This window comes from Micropruina sp. (genome assembly GCF_047602385.1).
Classification (GTDB): domain Bacteria; phylum Actinomycetota; class Actinomycetes; order Propionibacteriales; family Propionibacteriaceae; genus Micropruina.
The window spans coordinates 75,076-95,082 of record NZ_JASGHL010000003.1; the positions used below are offsets into that span (position 1 = coordinate 75,076).

17 protein-coding genes and 1 riboswitch are annotated in these 20,007 nt (G+C 68.4%); of the genes, 11 read left to right on the forward strand and 6 right to left on the reverse strand.

Annotated elements, in window-relative coordinates:
- Positions 1–25 precede the first annotated feature (25 nt).
- Both QM711_RS09785 and QM711_RS09790 read right to left on the reverse strand, forming a co-directional pair.
- Positions 26–1,036 (reverse strand): sensor histidine kinase, encoded by a 1,011-nt coding sequence (locus QM711_RS09785; protein ID WP_415098769.1) that lies wholly within the window; start codon positions 1,034–1,036, stop codon positions 26–28.
- Positions 1,033–1,719 carry a response regulator transcription factor gene (locus QM711_RS09790; RefSeq protein ID WP_415098771.1) on the reverse strand — a complete coding sequence of 229 codons (687 nt, stop codon included), beginning with the start codon at positions 1,717–1,719 and terminating at the stop codon, positions 1,033–1,035. Before QM711_RS09790 ends, QM711_RS09785 begins: the two co-directional genes overlap by 4 nt.
- A gap of 195 nt (positions 1,720–1,914) precedes the next feature.
- Between QM711_RS09790 and moeB the strand changes: the two genes are divergently transcribed.
- Positions 1,915–3,015: a molybdopterin-synthase adenylyltransferase MoeB gene (gene moeB, locus QM711_RS09795; RefSeq protein ID WP_415098773.1), complete on the forward strand. Its 1,101-nt coding sequence runs from the start codon at positions 1,915–1,917 to the stop codon at positions 3,013–3,015.
- A 65-nt stretch (positions 3,016–3,080) separates the two neighbouring features.
- On the opposite strand, the gene QM711_RS09800 is transcribed toward moeB, so the two are convergent.
- Both QM711_RS09800 and QM711_RS09805 read right to left on the reverse strand, forming a co-directional pair.
- Positions 3,081–3,938, reverse strand: coding sequence for a DUF5808 domain-containing protein (locus QM711_RS09800; protein ID WP_415098775.1), 858 nt, complete (start codon positions 3,936–3,938; stop codon positions 3,081–3,083).
- Positions 3,935–4,276 carry a PadR family transcriptional regulator gene (locus tag QM711_RS09805; protein WP_415098777.1) on the reverse strand — a complete coding sequence of 114 codons (342 nt, stop codon included), beginning with the start codon at positions 4,274–4,276 and terminating at the stop codon, positions 3,935–3,937. The genes QM711_RS09800 and QM711_RS09805 overlap by 4 nt, the downstream gene beginning before the upstream one ends.
- 110 nt (positions 4,277–4,386) lie before the next feature.
- Positions 4,387–4,600, forward strand: a riboswitch (cobalamin riboswitch).
- A 461-nt stretch (positions 4,601–5,061) separates the two neighbouring features.
- Between QM711_RS09805 and nrdH the strand changes: the two genes are divergently transcribed.
- From nrdH to nrdF, 4 genes are all read left to right on the forward strand, one after another.
- Complete coding sequence (gene nrdH / locus QM711_RS09810) at positions 5,062–5,301, forward strand: glutaredoxin-like protein NrdH (RefSeq protein ID WP_415098779.1); 240 nt, start codon at positions 5,062–5,064, stop codon at positions 5,299–5,301.
- 156 nt (positions 5,302–5,457) lie between these two features.
- On the forward strand, positions 5,458–5,877 hold the full coding sequence (gene nrdI / locus QM711_RS09815) for a class Ib ribonucleoside-diphosphate reductase assembly flavoprotein NrdI (RefSeq protein WP_415098781.1): 420 nt from the start codon (positions 5,458–5,460) through the stop codon (positions 5,875–5,877).
- Positions 5,844–8,000, forward strand: a complete 2,157-nt coding sequence (gene nrdE / locus QM711_RS09820) for a class 1b ribonucleoside-diphosphate reductase subunit alpha (RefSeq protein ID WP_415098783.1) — start codon at positions 5,844–5,846, stop codon at positions 7,998–8,000. Before nrdI ends, nrdE begins: the two co-directional genes overlap by 34 nt.
- Positions 8,001–8,351: 351 nt before the next feature.
- Complete coding sequence (nrdF, locus tag QM711_RS09825) at positions 8,352–9,326, forward strand: class 1b ribonucleoside-diphosphate reductase subunit beta (protein ID WP_415098785.1); 975 nt, start codon at positions 8,352–8,354, stop codon at positions 9,324–9,326.
- A 51-nt stretch (positions 9,327–9,377) separates the two neighbouring features.
- Here nrdF and QM711_RS09830 read toward each other — a convergent pair whose 3' ends face one another.
- The gene (locus tag QM711_RS09830; RefSeq protein ID WP_415098787.1) at positions 9,378–10,070 is read right to left on the reverse strand and encodes a GAP family protein; all 693 of its coding nucleotides are present in this window, start codon (positions 10,068–10,070) and stop codon (positions 9,378–9,380) included.
- Between the two features lie 215 nt (positions 10,071–10,285).
- Between QM711_RS09830 and QM711_RS09835 the strand changes: the two genes are divergently transcribed.
- The 6 genes from QM711_RS09835 (at position 10,286) to QM711_RS09860 (ending at position 18,803) form a co-directional block, all read left to right on the forward strand.
- The gene (locus QM711_RS09835) at positions 10,286–11,605 is read left to right on the forward strand and encodes a metal-dependent hydrolase family protein (protein WP_415098789.1); all 1,320 of its coding nucleotides are present in this window, start codon (positions 10,286–10,288) and stop codon (positions 11,603–11,605) included.
- A 65-nt stretch (positions 11,606–11,670) separates the two neighbouring features.
- Complete coding sequence (locus tag QM711_RS09840; RefSeq protein WP_415098791.1) at positions 11,671–13,227, forward strand: SLC13 family permease; 1,557 nt, start codon at positions 11,671–11,673, stop codon at positions 13,225–13,227.
- A gap of 173 nt (positions 13,228–13,400) precedes the next feature.
- Positions 13,401–14,954 (forward strand): LuxR C-terminal-related transcriptional regulator, encoded by a 1,554-nt coding sequence (locus QM711_RS09845; RefSeq protein ID WP_415098793.1) that lies wholly within the window; start codon positions 13,401–13,403, stop codon positions 14,952–14,954.
- Between the two features lie 228 nt (positions 14,955–15,182).
- The gene (locus QM711_RS09850) at positions 15,183–16,559 is read left to right on the forward strand and encodes a threonine/serine exporter family protein (protein WP_415098795.1); all 1,377 of its coding nucleotides are present in this window, start codon (positions 15,183–15,185) and stop codon (positions 16,557–16,559) included.
- Positions 16,556–17,875: an amidohydrolase family protein gene (locus QM711_RS09855; protein WP_415098797.1), complete on the forward strand. Its 1,320-nt coding sequence runs from the start codon at positions 16,556–16,558 to the stop codon at positions 17,873–17,875. Before QM711_RS09850 ends, QM711_RS09855 begins: the two co-directional genes overlap by 4 nt.
- Positions 17,876–17,984: 109 nt before the next feature.
- Positions 17,985–18,803: an HAD hydrolase family protein gene (locus QM711_RS09860; RefSeq protein ID WP_415098799.1), complete on the forward strand. Its 819-nt coding sequence runs from the start codon at positions 17,985–17,987 to the stop codon at positions 18,801–18,803.
- Positions 18,804–18,816: 13 nt separating this feature from the next.
- Here QM711_RS09860 and QM711_RS09865 read toward each other — a convergent pair whose 3' ends face one another.
- Complete coding sequence (locus tag QM711_RS09865) at positions 18,817–19,983, reverse strand: pyridoxal phosphate-dependent aminotransferase (protein ID WP_415098801.1); 1,167 nt, start codon at positions 19,981–19,983, stop codon at positions 18,817–18,819.
- Positions 19,984–20,007: the final 24 nt, after the last annotated feature.

Below are 20,007 nucleotides of genomic sequence, written 5' to 3' on the forward strand. Positions count from 1 at the left end.
GCGGCGCTTCCCGAAACTCGAGCGCCTATCCAGCCGCCGGGAGCTGAACGGTGAAGCAGCAGCCACCGGGAATGTTCCGGACGGCAACGGCGCCACCCTGCGCCTCGATCAAACCCTGGACGATCGCCAAACCGAGGCCCGCACCCGGGCTCAGCTCGGAGGTCTCGGGCGACCGCGCCGCAGTACCGCGGAAACCCAGGTCGAACACCCGGCCGAGGTCTGCCGGGGGAATGCCGCCGCAGCCGTCCGAAACCGCGACCCACGCCCGCGTCCCGGTCATCCCGCCGCGGATGCTCACCGTGCCGCCCGGACGGGTGTGCCGGACCGCGTTGGCCAGCAGATTCACCACCACCCGTTCCAGCTCCCGGCCCGCACCCATCGCGGTCAGCTGGGGCAACTCGACGCTCAGGCCTACGCCGCGCGAGGTGGCGATCGGGCGCAGGCTGGCCGCGAGTTCGCGCACCAGCTCGTCCAGGGCGATCGGTTCCAGTCGCAGATCCAGGGCGTCGCTGCTGATCCTGGAGAGCTCGAACAGATCGTCGACCATACCGCCGAGCCGACCGGCCTCACGCCCGATCCGGGCGCCGTAGCCGCTCACCTCGGCGGGCTCGTCGACGACCCGGTCCTCCAGGGCCTCGGCCATCGCCCTGATCCCGGCCAGCGGCGTCCGCAGGTCGTGGCTGATCCAGGCGATCAGATCCCGGCGGGCGTCCTCGCCGGCGCGCTCATGGGCACGTCGTGCCTCCAGCGCCAGCGCCCGTCGGGTGAACTGCTGCCCGAGCAGGACCGACGCGGGCACCAGCATCACCCCGACCAGCGCACAGGTGGCCAGCGTCCAGCCGAGTTGCTCGGTGAACATGAACCCGCTGATCGCCACCACGAACGCCAGGGCGGCCATCAGCGGCACCGACACCACCAGGGCGAGCGACATCGCCGGGTGCCCGCTGAGCCGGCGCAACAGCAGCCAGAGCAACGCGACCGTCGCCGCGCAGGTGAGCATCGCCCACGGCGCGATGTGCAGCAGCGGCTCGCTCATCGATCGCCTCCCGAGGGGTGATACCGATAGCCGACGCCCCACACCGTCTGCAGGCGCCGCGGCCGGGACGGGTCGGCCTCGACCTTCTCGCGCAGCCGCCGGACGTGGACGGTGACCGTCGAATCGTCCCCGAACTCCCAGTCCCAGACCCGCCGCAACAGCTCCGCGCGGCGGAACGCTTCGTCGGGGTGGGCCAGTAGGAAGGCCAGCAGGTCGAACTCACGCGACGTCATCGCCAGCTCGCGTCCCGCTCGGCTCACCCGGCGAGCGGAGAGGTCCACGACCAGCTCGCCGTCGGACAGCACGGTCGGGGTCCGGACCGGTGCAGCGCGGCGGAGCAGCCGCTCGGCTCGCAGGGTGACCTCGCGCGGCGAGAACGGTTTGACCACGTAGTCGTCCGCGCCCTGCTCGAGGCCGACCACCCGGTCGGACTCGCTGCCCAGCGCGGTCAGGATGATGATCGGCACCTCGCTGCGGCTCCGGATCCGTTCGCACACGTCCAAGCCATCGATGCCGGGCAGCATCAGGTCGAGAATGACCAGATCCGGGGGTGCGGTGAGGAAGGCCGACATGCCCTCGGTGCCGCTGGCCGCCTCCACCACGTCGATGCCCGCGCGGGTGAGGTAGCGGCGCAGCACCTCGCGGGTGGTGGGGTCGTCCTCGATGACCAGGATGCTCGCCACGCCGACCTCCTCAGCCCCGTCCTGCCGGCCGAACCCGCGGCGCGGTCGGCCCAGGGACCCGCGGCAGTCGCTGCGGTTCGGCTCGACGGTAGTCCTGACCAACGGACGCGGCCACCCCGCAGCGGGAATCGAAAGACTTCGGTAAGACGCCGCACCCCGATCCACCGATCGGCCGAGCCCTTCTAGGGTTGGTCCATGACGATGCCTCCGCTTGTGCCACCCGCCGGCGGTCTGGACGCCGACGCACTGGCGCGCTACTCCAGGCAGCTGCTCCTGGGCGAGATCGGGGTCAGCGGACAGCGGAGCCTGGCCGCGGCCCGGGTGCTGGTGATCGGTGCCGGCGGACTCGGCGCCCCGGTGCTGCTGTACCTGGCCGCCGCCGGCGTCGGCACCATCGGCGTGGTCGACTTCGACGTGGTGGAGAAGTCCAACCTGCACCGGCAGGTCGTCCATCGCGACGCCGACATCGGACGCCCCAAAGTGGACTCGGCCGCGGATGCGGTCGCCGCCCTGAACCCGTCGGTCACGGTGCGCACGCACCACGTCCGGCTCGACCAGGACACCGTCGGCGACCTGCTGGCCGGCTACGACCTGGTGATCGACGGCAGCGACAACTTCGCGACCCGCTACCTGGTCAACGACGCCTGCGTGGCGGTCGGCAAGCCGCTGGTGTGGGGCTCGGTGCTCGGGTTCGCCGCCCAGGTCGCCGTGTTCTGGGATGCCGCCCCGGACGGCAGCGGCGTCCAGTTGCGCGATGTCTTTCCCGAACCGCCGCCGGAGGGATCCGTGCCGTCATGCGCCGAGGCGGGGGTGGTCGGCGCGCTCTGTGGCCAGGCGGGCTCGGTGCTGGCGATGGAGGCGATCAAGCTGATCACCGGCATCGGACGTCCACTGCTGGGACGCGTTCTGGTGATCGACGCCCTTGCCGGGCGCTGGGATCAGGTGGAGATCCGCCGCGGCGACCCCGGGCCTGGCAGCTCGGCACCCGTCGCCGTCACCCCGCCGGTGCCGACGGTGAGCCCGATCGAGGTCGACCTGCCCGTCGCGGGGTCGATATTCCTGCTCGATGTCCGAGGACCGGACGAGTTCGCCGCCGAACGGGTGACCGGCTCGGTGAACCTTCCACTGCCCGACCTGCTGGCGGGCGATCTGGACGGCGTCCCCGACGATAGGCCGATCCTGGTGATCTGTCGCAGTGGACGGCGCGCCGAGGTCGCCGCGGCCAGCCTGGAGGCACGTGGTTACCGCGACGTCCGCGTCCTCGCCGGTGGATTGGATTCGCTCGCCCCGGCGTGATCCCGGGCACCGGCCGTGCTTCCCAGGTCTCCACGCGAGACGGCAGCGGGATGGCGCCCTCGAGTTCACCCGGGCCGTTGGACGGCGAGGTCACGCTCGACCTCAGCCCGCCGTCCGGCCCTGGCCAGGCCGAGCAGTACCCCGCCGACGCCGACGCCCAGCTGGCCGAGCAGGGACGGCATCAGCCACGGGCTTCCGCGACGCGGCCGCGCGACGGCGAGGCAGGCGCCGAGCGAGCCTGCCATGGTGGCGCCGGCGAGCGCGCCCGCACGCGTCGGACCCGGGCGATCGGCGGCGAACGCCCATCCGGCCAGGACGGCACCGCCGGCGGTCAGCGCGATGTCGACCAGCGCCGCCTGTCCCTTCGGCACCCAGCGATCGGGGTGGCCGGCGGCGTCCCAATGGGCTGCCAGGCGAGGCGGCAGCGACCGCCCGCGGACCAGGTAATGCAGCACGGTGGCGCCGGCCAGGACGACCGGGACAACCGCCGCCACCCGAAAGGCGGCATCCGGTGTGGAGGCGAACGGCACGGCTTCGGCGTCCGGCTCGATCAGCTTCAGCCGGACGGCCACGGCGCCGAGATTGACGTCCCAGCCCAGGCCGACGGCGCGGGGCAGGAGCAGCCGGGGGTCGCTCGGACGCCACCAGGTGTCGGCGATCCGGTCGAACACCCCGCGCGGCCGCAGGCCCGAAGGCCAACCGCCCCGCGGTCGTCCGCCACGATCGTCCGAGCCGAGCCCGGCCACAACCTGCTCGACGTCGCCGGGGGACGCATCCGGCGCCAGCCGTTCGCACAGGTGAGCGCTCAACTCGGCGCGCAGCTCGGCGCGTCGACCCCGCCGGGCGGCCCCGGTCGCCGCGTCCAGGAATCGCTGGGCGACCGCTCGCGCGTCCGGACGCAACTCGTCGATGGTGCGGATCATGATTCCTCCTTCAGGATGTCGCGCAGCGCGGCGGACACCGCCGCGAACTCCTCGGCCATGGCGTCCAGCCGGCGGCGGCCGGCCGCGCTGAGCCGGTAGTACTTGCGGGGCGGACCGACCGGCGACTCCCGCCAGGTCGTGGTGACCAACCCAGCTTTGGCCAGCCGGGAGAGCAGGGGGTAGACGGTGCCCGGGGTGACTGCCAGGCCCGGACGACCGGCGAGATCGTCGACCAGACTCGAGCCGTAGCGTTCCTGTGTCGCCAGCAGGCCGAGGACGGCGAGTTCGAGCACGCCTTTGCGCAACTGCGGACCCCAGTTGCCGAGTTCATCGGGCACACGTTGATGATATGACCAGCTACCTTGCATAACAAGTGAGCGCATTGGGGCGATATCGGACGCCACGCCGCGACACGCCGGTCGATCGTGTCGTCGAGTCCCGCTGTCGTAGAGTCAGGCCCGCGACTGGTTCTCCGCCGTCCCCGGACTGTGGAGAGGCAAGAGGGAACCCGGTGAGACTCCGGGACTGCCCCGCAGCGGTAATCGGGAACGACCTCCGTCATCAAGCACTGGGCCGAACAGCCTGGGAAGCGACGGACAGTAGGTGGATCGGCAGATCCGAGCCCGCGAGTCCGAAGACCTGCCAGCGCCCGGGAGGCGACCGCCGACCGGAGGCACGACCGCCAGGGACGGTTCCGCCTGACTGCCAGGGCCTACGCCCGGCATCGACGGTGACCCATCCTTCGCGGACGGCAACAACTCGCGAAGGAGAGTTGGATGACCACCAGGCGACCGCCGCACCATCGCCCCACTGCTGAGGACAGCTCCACCAGCTGAACAGTCCCGCACCGATCCGAGTCTCGGCAAACGGATGCCGAGACACCGCAAGCCCTTCCCCAATCGGTACCGCCACAGCGGGCCCCGGACCCACGCCGCACCCCGTCGCGCGATTGGTTCGGTAGTCGCTCCGGCGGCTCCTCGTCATGCCCGGAAGTCGCCCCGAACAGCAGCCCAACACAACATGTAGTGGTTGTTGCCAAGGCTGACCCATATGTGTAGTGTCCATGACTGACACCGATGGAACTACACCGGTGTAACCCACAGCCCCGGAAGGACCCGCCGCCATGACGATCACCGTCTTCAGCAAGCCATCGTGCGTCCAGTGCACCGCCACCTATCGCGCGCTCGACCGGGCCGGCCTTCCCTACGACGTGGTAGACCTCTCCGCCGACGAGCGCGCCCTCGCCCAGGTGATGGAACTCGGCTACCAGCAGGCGCCGGTGGTGTTCGCCGGCGACGAGCACTGGGCCGGCTTCCGTCCTGACCGGATCAAGGCGACCGCCGCCCGCGTCCAGGCCGCCTGACGCGTCGACACCGACCGGTTGAGCTTGTCGAAACCGTCCGCTGGTTGAGCTTGTCGAAACCGTCCGCTGGTTGAGCTTGTCGAAACCACAGGTCTCGCCAAACCAAGCCGCTGACAAACCCGCCCACCACCACGACACCAGAGTGAGGAGCCGACGATGGTGCACATCGTGTACTTCTCCTCGACGTCGGAAAACACCCATCGCTTCGTGGCCAAGCTCGGCTTCGAGGCCCAGCGGATCGGGCTCCGCGCCGGCGATCCACGGCTGCGCCTCGATCGTCCGTTCGTCCTGATCACCCCCACCTACGGCGGCGGGAACGGCCAGGGCGCCGTCCCTAAACAGGTCATCCACTTCCTCAACGATCCGGAAAACCGGGCCCAGCTGCTCGGCGTCATCTCGGCCGGAAACACCAACTTCGGTGCCGCCTATTGCCTCGCGGGCCACATCATCGCCCACAAATGTGCGGTTCCCCACCTGTACCAGTTCGAACTCATGGGCACGCCGGACGACGTCCGCGCCGTCCAGGAAGGGCTTGCCTCGCTATGGCAACGACACTGCTCACCGATACCGGCGTAGAGACCGTATCGACCGAGGTCGACTACCACGCGCTGAATGCGCTGCTGAATCTCTACGACGCGGACGGCAACATTCAGCTCGAAGCCGACCGTAAGGCGGCGCACCAGTACTTCCTGCAGCACGTGAACACCAACACGGTCTTCTTCCATTCGCTGAGGGAGAAACTCGACTATCTGGTGGAACACGGCTACTACGAGGAGCAGGTGCTCGACCAGTACGGATTCGACTTCGTCAAATCGCTCTTCAAGCGGGCCTACGCGGTGAAGTTCCGTTTCCCGACCTTCATGGGCGCCTTCAAGTACTACACGTCGTACACGCTGAAGACCTTCGACGGCTCCCGCTACCTGGAACGGTTCGAGGACCGGGTCTGCATGGTGGCGCTCACTCTGGCCGCCGGTGATCGCCAACTCGCCGAACGGCTGACCGACGAGATCATGTCCGGACGGTTCCAGCCGGCCACCCCGACCTTCCTGAATGCCGGCAAGGCGCAGCGCGGCGAACTGGTCTCCTGCTTCCTGCTGCGGGTCGAGGACAACATGGAGTCGATCGCCCGGGCGATCAACTCGTCCTTGCAGCTTTCGAAGCGCGGCGGTGGAGTGGCGCTTTCGCTGACCAACATCCGCGAGGCCGGCGCGCCGATCAAGAAGATCCAGAACCAGTCCTCGGGAGTGATCCCGGTGATGAAGCTGCTCGAGGACTCGTTCTCGTACGCCAATCAGCTGGGCGCCAGGCAGGGGGCGGGCGCGGTCTATCTGCACGCCCACCACCCCGACATCATGCGGTTCCTCGACACCAAGCGCGAGAACGCCGACGAGAAGATCCGGATCAAGACGCTGTCGCTGGGTGTGGTCATTCCGGACATCACCTTCCAACTGGCCCGCGACAACGAAGATATGTACCTGTTCAGCCCGTACGACGTCGAGCGCGTCTACGGCGTGCCGTTCACCGAGATCTCGATCACCGACAAGTATCGCGAACTGGTCAATGACCGGCGGATCACCAAGTCGAAGATGAACGCCCGCAAGTTCTTCCAGACGCTGGCCGAGATCCAGTTCGAATCGGGCTACCCGTACATCGTCTTCGAGGACACCGTGAACCGGGCCAATCCGATCGACGGCCGGATCACGATGAGCAATCTGTGCTCGGAGATCCTGCAGGTGTCGACGCCGTCCCAGTACGGCGAGGATCTGTCGTATGCCGAGGTCGGCAAGGACATCTCCTGCAATCTCGGCTCGCTGAACATCGCCAAGGCGATGGATTCACCGCATTTCGGCGTGACCGTCGAGACCGCGATCCGGGCATTGACGGCGGTGTCGGACCAGTCGAACATCGCCTGCGCGCCGAGCATCGAGCGGGGCAACGCGATGAGCCACGCGATCGGCCTGGGTGCGATGAACCTGCACGGCTACCTGGCCCGGGAGTCCATCCACTACGGCTCGCCCGAGGGCCTGGACTTCACCAATATGTACTTCTACACGGTGACCTTCCACGCGATTGCGGCGTCCTGCCGGATCGCTAGGGAGCGCGGCCAGACCTTCGACGGTTTCGAACGCTCGACGTACGCCTCGGGCGAGTACTTCGTCCGCTACATCGAAGGCGATTGGACGCCACGCACCGAGAAGGTGGCCGGCCTGTTCGCGGGTGCCGGGATCGCGCTGCCCACCCCGGCCGACTGGCGCGCGCTGGCCGCCGAGGTGGCCGAGTACGGCATGTACAACCAGAACCTGCAGGCCATTCCGCCGACCGGTTCGATCAGCTACATCAACCATTCGACGTCCTCGATCCACCCGATCGTGGCCAAGATCGAAATCCGCAAGGAAGGCAAGATCGGACGCGTCTACTACCCCGCGCCGTACCTGACCAACGACAACCTGGAGTACTACCGGGACGCCTACGAAATCGGCCCCGAGGCGATCATCGACACCTACGCCGAGGCGACCAAGCATGTCGACCAGGGCCTCTCGCTGACCCTGTTCTTCCCCGACAACGTCACCACCCGTGACCTCAACCGGGCCCAGATCTACGCCTGGAAGAAGGGCATCAAGACGCTGTACTACATCCGGCTGCGGCAGCTCGCCCTGGAGGGCACCGAGGTCGAGGGCTGCGTCAGTTGCGCGCTATGACCGGTGACCTTGGGGACGGTTCTCCCGGTCACCAGGAACGGTTCTCCCGGTCACCGGGGACGGTTCTCCCGGTCACTCACGAAGAGCTGGCTCCCGCTCCCAGTGACCAAAGGAACCGTCCCCGGTGACCAAAGGAACCGTCCCCGGTGACCAAAGGAACCGTCCCCGGTGACCAAAGGAACCGTCCCCGGTGACCAAAGGAACCGTCCCCGGTGACCAAAGGAACCGTCCCCGGTGACCAAAGGAACCGTCCCCGGTGACCAAAGGAACCGTCCCCGGTGACCGGGAGAACCGTCCCCGCCATGCGAGATTCGCACCAGAAGAACCGTCCCTCCGTACCAAGGAATACCGATGACTCAGAAACTGACACTGCTACGCGGCGTCCAGGCGATCAACTGGAACCGGATCGAGGACGACAAGGACCTTGAGGTCTGGGACCGGCTGACCGGCAACTTCTGGCTGCCCGAGAAGGTGCCGCTGAGCAACGATATTCCGAGCTGGCGGACGCTGAAGCCGCACGAGCAGCTGATGACCACCCGGGTGTTCACCGGGCTGACCATGCTGGACACCATCCAGGGCACGGTCGGCGCGGTTTCGCTGATACCGGACGCCCGGACGCCGCACGAAGAGGCCGTCTACACCAACATCGCATTCATGGAGTCGGTGCACGCCAAGAGCTATTCGTCCATCTTCTCCACACTGATCTCGACCGCGGAGATCGATGACGCATTCCGGTGGAGCGAAGAGAACGAGCACCTGCAGCGCAAGGCGCAGATCGTCCTGGACTTCTACTACGGCGACGACCCGGAGAAGCGCAAGGTCGCCTCGACCATGCTGGAGTCGTTCCTGTTCTACTCCGGCTTCTACGCCCCGATGTACTGGTCGAGCCACGCCAAGCTGACCAACACCGCCGACCTGATCCGGCTGATCATCCGCGACGAGGCGGTGCACGGCTACTACATCGGCTACAAATACCAGGTCGCCTTGCGCGAGGCGTCCCAGGCGAGGCGCGACGAGTTGAAGGACTACACCTTCGACCTGCTCTACGAGCTGTACGACAACGAAGAGAACTACACCGAGGATCTCTACGATCCGCTCGGGCAAACCGAGGACGTCAAGATGTTCCTGCGCTACAACGCCAACAAGGCGCTGATGAACCTCGGCTACGAGCCGCTGTTCCCCAAGCAGGCCACCGCGGTCTCCCCCGCCATTCTGGCCGCGCTCTCCCCCAATGCCGACGAGAACCACGACTTCTTCTCGGGCTCAGGATCGTCCTATGTGATGGGCAAGGCAGTGAACACCGAGGACTCCGACTGGGACTTCTGAGATCGTCGGCACCCGTGATGCCGGCCGGCCCGTGACCGGAAAGTGAGGGACTCAGTCGAGGATGCCCAGCCCCTGGCCGAGGAAGTACCCACCGAGCACCAGTAGCACCACGATCGTGATTGCGGACATGTTGGCCTCAAGCCAGGTGCGCAAGCTCCGCAGTCTGTCATCCAGGCTGGGGCCGCCGATCAGCGCGACAATCAGCGGAACCAAGACGCCCAGCGCTGAGATCAGCGCGAACAGCACCATCGCGATGACAGCCTCGCCGCCGTGCAGACCGGCCTCACCCAGTCGAGCGCCGGCGCCCAGGGCGAGCGGGATGTTCTTGATCACGATGAAGCCCTGCGCCAAGCCGACCCCCAGGGCGCCGAGCACGCTCAATCCATCCAGCCGGTCCAGCAGCTTCGACTTGGCTGGTTCAGCCCCTTCGGAGGCACCGTCCTGACCCTTCGGTCGCTTCACCCACGAGAGACCGGCAAGCACCAGGAAGAGCGCCGCAAAGGCGAGCTGGACGACGTCCACGCCCCCGGAGGCGTACTCCTCAGAGACCTCTTCAGCGGCTCCGACCACCCAGAACGCAATAGCGACAATCGTGAGGATCGCGGCGAACCAGCCGAGTCCGAACATTGCCGTCTTCAGCCGGCCCTTGCTGCCCAACAGCAAGACAATTCCGGTGACGATCGCAAAAGGACTCAACGCGAGGCCCATTGCCAACGGCAGGGTATCGCCGATCGACGTCCACATAGGATCCCCTTCGAATGCACGGGCGGGCACGAACGAAACCCGCCCTCATCGACGCGGTCCGGTCGCTCCAGTCTGCCGGAGGCAATGCGTCGTCGCTATTCTTTCACCCTCCCCTTCACCCTCGTGGTCACCCTGCAAAGGCAGTCGTACCTTTGTCGGCCAGGTTCGCTTCGCAGACCTGCCTGCATACCTGCGGAGTGGGGCAGACTGAGCCCATGAGCACGCCCTTTTCAGTCAGCGGTGTCTCGGTGCTGGCCACCGACGGCACCGAGACCGTCCATACCGGCTGGACCGTCATCGTGGGAGCGATGGGGACCATCGAGTACGCCGGACCGGACGCCGACGCGAGTGTTCCGGCGGGCTACCGTCGCCTTGACCGGACCGGAAAATACCTGATCCCCGGCCTGATCAATGCCCATGCGCATCTCTTTTCCGACGGCCGTCCGCTGGCCAAGATCTACCTGCGTCCGGATACCAAGGTCGCCGTCGCCAAGGTGCTGCGCAGCCGGCTCGGCCAGGTGATGATGCGGCGACGGGCGACCAACAACGCCACCACCCAGTTGCATACCGGCGTCACCACTATTCGGACGGTGGGCGATGTCGCCACCGAGGTGATCGCGCTGCGCGACCGGATCAGCCGGGGCGAACTCCTGGGTCCCCGGCTGTTGCCGTCCGGACCGCTGCTGGCCATCACCAACGGTCATGGGGCGCCGCAGATCGCCCGGGTGGCCGATACCCCCGAGCAGGCGTCGGCCGGCACCCGTGCCAACCTCACCGACGGTGCCCGGTCGATCAAGATCTCGGCGACCGGCGGGGTCACCGACGCGAAGGGCATCGGGCATGCCGGCACCCCCGAGATGAGCGAAGAGAGCATGCGGGCCGTCTGTGCCGAAGCCCACACCAAGGGGGTCCTGGTCGCTGCCCACGCCCAGAGCACCGAGGGTGTCCGGAGGGCGTTGCGGGCCGGCGTGGACACGATTGAGCACGGCAGCAGCCTTGACCAGGAGTGCATCGAGTTGTTCCTCGACAACCCGGCTTCGCTGCGCGGATGGTCGGCGTTGATCCCGACGCTGCAGGCCTGCCTGCCGCTGGTGAAGCTCGACCAGTCGATCACCGGAGTGGACGACGTGGTGCGCGCCAACGCCACCCTCGTCCTCGACGAGATGGTCGCCGGGATCGGAACCGCTCGTCAGCACGGCATCGCGGTGGGTATGGGCACCGACTCGGGAGTCACCTACGTCAGCCATTCGAACACCTGGCGTGAACTCGACCACCTGGTTCGCTTCGGTGGCCTTACCCGCGCGGAGGCGCTACAGGCCGCCACCCGGATCAACGCGCGGATCCTTGGGATGGAGGCCGAGATCGGCTCCGTCGAGGCCGGCAAAGCGGCTGACCTCGTCCTGCTCGATGAGAATCCGCTCGATGGTCTCCGGGCCCTCGAGTCGCCCCGCACGGTCGTCGTGCGTGGCACGCTGATCGAGTCGCCGGCGATCAACCGACTGCCGGAGATCGACGCTCAGCTGGACAGCTTCTGACCCGCCGCTCGGCGGGGTCCGGCTCGCTGGGACGGCATCGGTCGGAGATCTGGAGGTAGGACGCCATGGATGCGCTGGTCGCGACGACGACCATTCTGATCGCGGCAGTCATCGTGTTCATCTGGAATCGCCTCCCACCGCCGATCGTGGCCTTGGGTGTGACGATCGCCTTGTTCTTCACCGGCGCGGTGACCTTCGAGCAGGCGATCGCCGGTTTCGGCGATCCGATCGTGATCTACCTCGCGGGGCTCTTCGTGGTCAGCGAAGCCCTCGACGCCACCGGTGTCACCGCCTGGGCCGGCCAGCTTCTGACCCGCCGGGTCGGCGAGAAGCGGTCGGCGGTGCTGATCGCACTGATGCTGCTCTCGGCCGGGCTGACCGCGCTGATCAGCGTGAACGGCGCGATTGCGGCCCTGGTGCCGGTCGGCGTCATGTTGTCGGCCCGGCTTCGCCAGCCGCCGTCGCAGCTGCTGATCCCGCTCGCGTTCGCCGCCCACGCCGGTTCAATGCTGACGCTGCTCGGCACGCCGATCAATCTGATGGTTTCCGACTGGGCCGTCGAAGCCGGGGCCCGGCCGTTCGGCTTCTTCGAGTTCGCGATCATCGGAGCGCCGCTGCTCATCGGCGTGATCCTGATCACGCTGCTGCTCGGGCCCAAGCTGTTGCCGCACCGCTACCCACCGAACGCCCCGCGCGACCTCGGGGCGTATGCCGAGACCCTGGCGCACCACTACTCGCTGGACGCCGGCGAGACCGCCCTCGGCTATGAGGGCGGTGCCACCGAGATCGTGATCCCACCCCGCTCGCCCTTCATCGGTGACGAGGTGCACCCGGGGATGCGAACCGAGTCGGGCGAACTCATCATCGCCGCCGTGCAGCGCGGCGGCGTCCCGCTGGAGCGCGCCCGGTTGGCCGCTGGCGATGTGATCGTGCTGCGGGGGGCCTGGGACGCCTTGGAAAGGCAGGCCGCCAACGCGGGAGTGCTGCCGGTCGACGCGCCGGAGCGGGTGCGCAGGCAGTCGGTGCAACTCGGACGGCGCTCCTACACCGCGGTCGGGATGCTCGCCGCGATGTGCCTGCTGCTGGCGCTCAATGTGCTGCCTCCTTCGATCGTCGTGCTCGCGGCCGGTGGCCTGCTGGTCGGCTGCCGGGTCGTCACGGTGGCGCAGGCGCAGCGTTCGATCTCATTGACGACACTGCTGGTGGTCGCGGGCATGGTGCCACTGTCGACAGCCATCCAGACCAGTGGCGCCGCAGATCTCGTATCGACGTGGCTGGTGACCAGCTTCGGAGAGCGTTCCCCGCACCTGCTGCTCGCCGTGATGGTGCTCATCGTGTTCGTCCTGGGCCAGTTCCTCAGCAACCTGGCGACCGTGCTGATCGTTGCCCCGGTCGCACTGGCGGTCACCGAAGCGGCCCAGTTCTCACCGCTGCCCATGATGATGGGCATCACGATCGCCGGGGCGGCGTCCTTCCTCACCCCGGTCGCCACCCCGGGGAACCTGATGGTGCAAGAGCCCGGGGCCTACCGGTTCGGCGACTACTGGAAGCTCGGCGCGCTCTGCATGCTTCTGTTCGGGACTGTCGCGGTCGGCGTGGTGCCCCTCATCTGGCCGTTCTGAGCAGCCGGCGTGCCCGCCGGCCATCGGCGCGGATCGCTGCAGGCGCGGCACGACGGATGCACGGTCTCCGCGGCCCACCGGTCGGGCCGGCATGCGCCGGTAGCATGCGCCCATAGCGGCCGTGACAGGCTCGGCGCGGCTGATTTCTCGGCCGGGCGAGAGAAGGTGGGGAAATGGATTTCGCACAGGCTCGCGGCCAGCTTGCGGATGCGGTCGCCAGCCAGGACCCGGTGCGGATCGCAGAGTTCGCCTCGCGGCAGATCTTCCGGCTGTTCTGCGGCGACTACGCCGGGCTGCTCCGGGCAGTCCAGCTACTGCCACCCGAGGTACTCCAGCAGTATCCGGCGCTGTGCCTGGTCCAGCCCTCCGCCGGGGTAGTGGCCCGCTCGACCCGGCCGGTGGACCTGTCCGCCTTCGACTCCTACCGCGGGGTGCCGGGCGAGGAGCAGGCGATCGCGGTGGCGTTGAAGATGATCGCGGCGCGCGCCGGGGGAGACATCGTCACCGCCGTCAGCTACGCCAAGCACCTCGCCGAGCTGGTCCGGTTGGGGCGCGGCGGCCATTCCGGCGACCCGACCGGTCCACTGTGGTTCCTGCACGAGCAGATGGGTTCCACCCTGTTGTGCGCGGGAAGCACCTCCTCAGCCCTGCGCGAATTCGCCACTGCACGCCAGTACGGCGAGACCCTGGACAGTATCGACGCTCGGCGGACGACAGAGGGTCGCGCCGCCGTCGCGCTCGCCGTGCGAGGATCGATCGAGGACGCCGAACGGTCGCTTCGCGCGGCGGTCGGTTACCCGCCACTGTCGGACGCCTTCCATCGCAACGCGCTGAGCACCGAACGCACCGCTGCGGCGCTGATCGCCGTGGACCGGATGAACGCCGAAGCGGCGCAACGGGTGTCGGAACTGGACGAGGTGGACGTCTACGACGTGATCTGGCCGTTCATCTTCCTGGCCCGGGTGCGCTATCTGCTCGCGATCCATCGCGCGGAGGACGCGCTGGAGACGGCGCGGACCACCGAGGCCGCCCACGTCGTCCAACCCGGGACGTTCGCCGCCGACGTCCTTGCCGCCCACCGGGTGTCCGCTCACCTCGCGCTGGGCGACGTCGGCACCGCGGCGTCCGTCGTCGAGTCCCAGGCCCGGCCCGGGCCGGCCACGCAGTTCTCGCGCCTGAGGATGAACATCCATTCCTCGGACTTCGCCGAAGCCAGCCGGGTCCACCGGGCGTTGTCTTCGAGTTCCTGGCTCGCACCGGCGCACCGGGCCGAGTTGCATCTGCTCAAGGCATTCATCGAGATCCTTCAGCTGGGCGAGGTGAGCCCGGCGGTCGCGACCCGGATCGCCACGATCGCCGAGACCGGGCACTTCCGGCGGCTGTTCACCTCGGTTCCGGCCGAGGTGGTCGAACGGGTCCGCGAGCAACTGGACGACAGCCGCATCGGCAGCTTCGACGCGGGACTCGCCGGGCTCGGATTCCTGCCACGCTTCCAGCCACGACCTCAGCTGACCCGAGCCGAGGGCCGGGTGCTGGGTGCGCTGCAGACGGCCACGACAACGGCGGAGATCGCGGGACTGCTCGGGGTGTCGGTCAACACGGTGAAGACGCAGCTGCGCCGGCTGTACCGCAAGCTCGGGGTCAGCTCCCGGGTGGAGGCGATCGCTGCGGGTGAGCGTCACGATCTCACCACCTGGCTGCCCGACGATACGGCACCGACACCCTGAACACCGGTCCCGCGAGCCATGCCGCCAGGCGATCGAAGGCTCGTCATGACCGGTCACTCGGACCCGCCACTCCCCCGCATCGCGCCGCACCGTCCGGCCCGCATGTCGCCGGGTGACCCGCGGGGTGAGTGCCCGGGTGACAACGGCAGCATCGGCCCCGGACGCCGTGGCAATCTGGCGACGAGCCCGGCAGAACTGCCTGCGGCGCCGATCGAAACTAGGGAGCCGATGCCGACGCAGACGAGCGGCGACCCGGCCGGGAGCGAGGCCCAGTCCCGGCTCGCCGATGTCGGCGTGCTGCTGCTGGATGCGGGCCTCTCGGTCACCGACACCCGGGGTGCTCTGGTGCGGGTGGCGGCCGCGCAGTCACCTCGGGCCGGCCTGGAGTTCATCGTGCTGCCCACCACGGTGCTCGTCGGCGGACGCCAGGGTGCGGCGCCGCTGGTCGGGGGGCGCGCGGCAGCGGGTGACTTCTCCATCGTCCAGACCGCCGCGAGCCTGCGGCTGCTGAGCTCCCTGGAAAGCTGCGAGGAACTGATCGAGGACGTGGGCCGGCGCATCGCCCAGATCCGGAAGCTGGGCAGGCCGCTGGCCGGCCTCCGCTGGATCGCGGGCAGCGCACTGATCGGAATCGGGCTGGCCATCCTGTTCCGCTGCCCGTGGTGGGCGATCGCGCTGTCGGCACTCACCGGCGCCCTCGTCGGGGCGATCTCGGCGGCGATGAACCGGGTCGGCGCCGCGTCGGCGATCGTGCCCTTCGTCGCCACCCTGGTCTCCACGCTCACCGTCGGCTGCGCCGCGGCATGGCTGGGTCTCGGTCCGGTGCCACTGTTCGCGGTCTGCGCGCCGATTGCAATCCTGATTCCGGGCGCGACGATCACCAACGCGTTGCTCGAACTCACCTCCGCCGACATCGTCACCGGATCGGCCCGGCTGATCGCCGGCCTGGTGGTGCTCGGCTTCATGACGGTCGGCATCCTCGCCGGCTCGGCGTTGACCGGGCTGCATGTCGATCCGGGCTCCGCCGCGCTCATCGGGGACGTGCCGCTGCCGCCGTCGGCGAGTATCGGATGGTCCGCCCTGCCGCCGGCCTGGGCGGCGTGGACAGGCGTGGGCGCGCTCGCCTGCGGGGTGGGTGTCGCCTTCGGCGCCGGCCCTCAGCTGGCCGCGATCGGCGTCTGCGCAATGGCGGCCACCTACGCGCTGCTGGAGGTGTTGAGCCCGCAGGTCGGCAGCGTGGTCGCAACCGGCATCGCCGGCGCCACTCTCTTCGTCGCCTCCCGACTTCTCGAGCGGACCCGGGCCGCCGTCCCCTCGGCCGTGTCGTTCCAGCCTGCCTTCCTGCTGCTCGGCCCGGGCACGGTGGGGCTTGTCGCTTTGACCACGCTCGAACCGACGTCCTTATCGGCGGCGCCGCTCGCCTTCGTCAGCCTCTGCATCGGCACCAAGGTGGGCTCGGTGATCGCCGACACCGACTGGTTGCCACTGCCCCGGCGGGCTCGGTCCGCACCGTCGAGCCTGGACCGTCCGGACGCCGCACCCCACTCCGTCGACCCTCACCACAACCACCGCCCTGCCAGCAACGAAAGCGAGCCGTCCCCATGACCACACCCTTCGCGTTGACCCACGTCACCATCGTCACCGGCGATCGCGCCGGAACCACCCAACCGGATCAGACCGTGCTGGTCGACAGCACCGGCACCATCGCCCAAGTCGGGCCGTCCGCCGAGATCCGGGTGCCGTCCGGTCAACGGGTGATCAATGGCACGGGGCAATTCCTGGCGCCGGGACTGATCAACGCCCACGCCCACCTATTCGCCGACGGCAAGCCGCTGCCCGCCGTCCTCACCAGCGAATCGGCCGAGAAGCTCGTATCGACCTTCATGCACAGCCCCTTCGGCCACCGGATGCTGCGCAAGCGGACCCGCACGAATGTGGTCACCCAGTTGCACAGTGGTGTCACCACGATCCGCAGCCTCGGCGATGTCGCCTACGAGGTGGTCGAGACCCGCGACGCCATCGAGCGCGGCGAGTATGTCGGCCCGCGGCTGATCGCCTCCGGCCCGCTGATGGCGATCAGCGGCGGGCACGGCGCACCGCAGATCGCGTTGATCAGCGACGATCCGTGGACTGCTCGGCGCAACGTGCGGATCAACCTGCGCAAGGGGGTCACCGCGATCAAGATCGCGGCGACCGGCGGGGTGACCGATGCCCGCGCCATCGGTGAGGCCGGACGTCCGCAGATGACCGAGGAAGAGATGACCGCGATCTGCGACGAGGCGCACAACGCGGGCATTCTGGTCGCCGCGCACGCGCAGAGCCCGCAAGGCATCACGGCGGCGTTGCGCGCCGGGGTGGACACCATCGAGCACGGCAGCCACATGACTGACGAGATGGTCGAGCTGTTCCGGGACAATCCTCGCTCGCTGCACGGTTCGTCGGCACTCATCCCGACCCTGCAGGCCTGCCTGCCCCTGGTGAAGCTGGACCAGTCGGTGACGGGTGTCGACGACATCGTCCGGGCGAACGCCGAGATGATCCTCGACGAGATGCTGCAGGGAATCCGGGATGCGCTGGCCGGCGAGATCGCGATCGGCATGGGCACCGACTCCGCCCTCACCTACGTCACGCACTACAACACCTGGCGCGAGATCGACTATGTCGCCCGGCACGGGGGGCTCGGCAACGCGCACGCCTTCCATGCCGCCACCCAGGCGAACGCGCGCATCCTCGGCATCGACGGGGTGACGGGATCGATCGAGGCCGGCAAATCGGCCGACCTGGTGCTGCTCGGGGAGAACCCGTTGGACAATCTGCGGACCTTCGACCAGCCGCGGCTCGTTGCTGTCCGTGGCGAACTCATCGAGCAGCCGACGGTCACCCGGTTCCCCGAGATCGACGAGAAACTGGATTCCTTCTGAGCGGCCGTGCTGACCCTCGGTGCGCTCGATTCGGCCCGACTCGTCCCTGGCTGCCAAACCGGCATAGACTCGTTAGTTGAAACGTCTAATTTCAGGAGTTGCTTCGCCCGTGGGCAAGATCGTGTTCATCGATTTCGACGGAACCATCGCAGACCGAGGCGTGATCCCACCACAGCATGTCGAAGCCGTCCGCGAGGCCCGGCGCCGGGGGCACCGGATCGTCTTGTGCACCGGACGTCCCCGGTCACTCGTCACCGACCAGGACCGGGCGCTCTTCGACGGCATGGTCGGTGCCGCAGGCGGCTATATCGAGGTCGATGGCCAAGTCCTCTCCGATCGCCGCTTCCCGGCCGCACTGGGCGCCCGGGTCGTCTCGATACTCGATGCCCACGACGTCGCCTACATCCTCGAAGCTCCGGACGCGGTGCACGCCCGTCCGAGCACGCCGGCGAGAATCGCGTCGCTGATGCACGTGGATCGCGACGAGGCCTCGACCGGTCGCACCGGGCTGGACATCCTCGGCGCCCTGCAGGTGGCCGACGATCTGAAGGCCGTCTCCTTCAGCAAGGTCGCCTGCTTCGACGCCGACCTGCCGATGGCGGACGTCGCCAGCCGGCTCCCCGCCGAGGTCGGCTTCCTGCCGAGCTCGCTGGCGACTCTGGGTGAGCGGGCCGGCGAACTGCATCTGGCCGAGGTGAACAAGTCGGTCGGCATGCGGCTGGTCGCCGAACACTTCGGCGTCGACGAGGCCGATGTGGTGGCGATCGGCGACGGCTACAACGACCTGGAGATGCTGCAGGAGGCGGCCACCGCGGTGGTCATCGAGGGCGCCCCCGAGCCGGTGCTGGCCACGGCCGACCTGGTGGTGCCGCCACCGGAACGATCCGGCCTGGTCGACGCTTTCGCCCGGCTCGGGCTGACCGGCTGAGCCTGGGCGAAGATCAGCGCGGCCGCAGTCCGTCGAGCCGCCGGACCGCCTCATCGATGACCTCGTCGCGCTTGCAGTAGGCGAACCTGACCAGGTGGCGGGCGCCGGCCGGGTCGTCGTAGAACACCTGCATCGGCACCGCCACCACCCCGCACAGACCGGGCAGTGCCCGGCACAGCTGGTAACCGTCGTCGAAGCCCAGGCTGCGGGCGTCCGCGACCACGAAGTAGGTGCCGGACGGCCGGAAGGTGGTCACTCCGGCGGCGGTGAGCCCGTCGATCAGCCGGTCCCGCTTGGCCTGAAGGGACGTCCGGAATCCGTCGAAGTAGGCATCCGGCAGGGCCAGCGCCTCGGCGATGGCGGGCTGGAACGGTGCGCCGTTGACGTAGGTGAGGAACTGCTTGGCCGCCCGGACGGCGGCAACCAACTCAGCGGGGCCACTGGCCCAGCCGATCTTCCATCCGGTGGCCGAGAAGGTCTTGCCCGCCGAGGAGAGCGTCACCGTCCGCTCGGCCATGCCGGGGAAGGTGCTCAGCGGCCGGTGTCGGATGCCGTCGTAGGTGAGGTGCTCGTAGACCTCGTCGGTGACCACGATCAGGTCGCGCCGGACGGCAAGATCGGCGATGAACGCCAGGTCGCCGGCGTTCAGGACGGCGCCGGTCGGGTTGTGCGGTGTGTTGATCAGCAGCAGCCGGGTCCGGTGGCTGATCGCCGCGGCGAACGCGTCCCGGGGCAGCGCGAAGTCCGGTGGCTCGAGCCGGACCGGACGCCGGACGCCGCCGGCGAGCGCGATGGTCGCCGCGTAGGAGTCGTAGTAGGGCTCGAGCAGCACCACCTCGTCACCTGGTTCCAGCAGGCCGAGCATCGCCGCGGCGATGCCTTCGGTGGCGCCGGCCGTCACCAGGACCTCACTGTCCGGATCGAGTTCGGCGCCGTAGAACCGCTTCTGGTGGGCAGCGATCGACCTCAGCAGGGCCGGGTCGCCGGCACCCGGCGGATACTGATTGACCCCATCGGCGATGGCTTGCCGTGCGCGCTCGAGCATGCTCTGGGGACCGCCGAAATCCGGGAACCCCTGACCGAGGTTGACCGCGCCCGTGCGTGCGGCCAAGGCCGACATCTCGGCGAAGATGGTGGAGGTGAACCCGCTCAGCGCCCGGTTGAGCGGCCCTCGTGTCATGGCGACACCCTAGCGGGCGCTCCA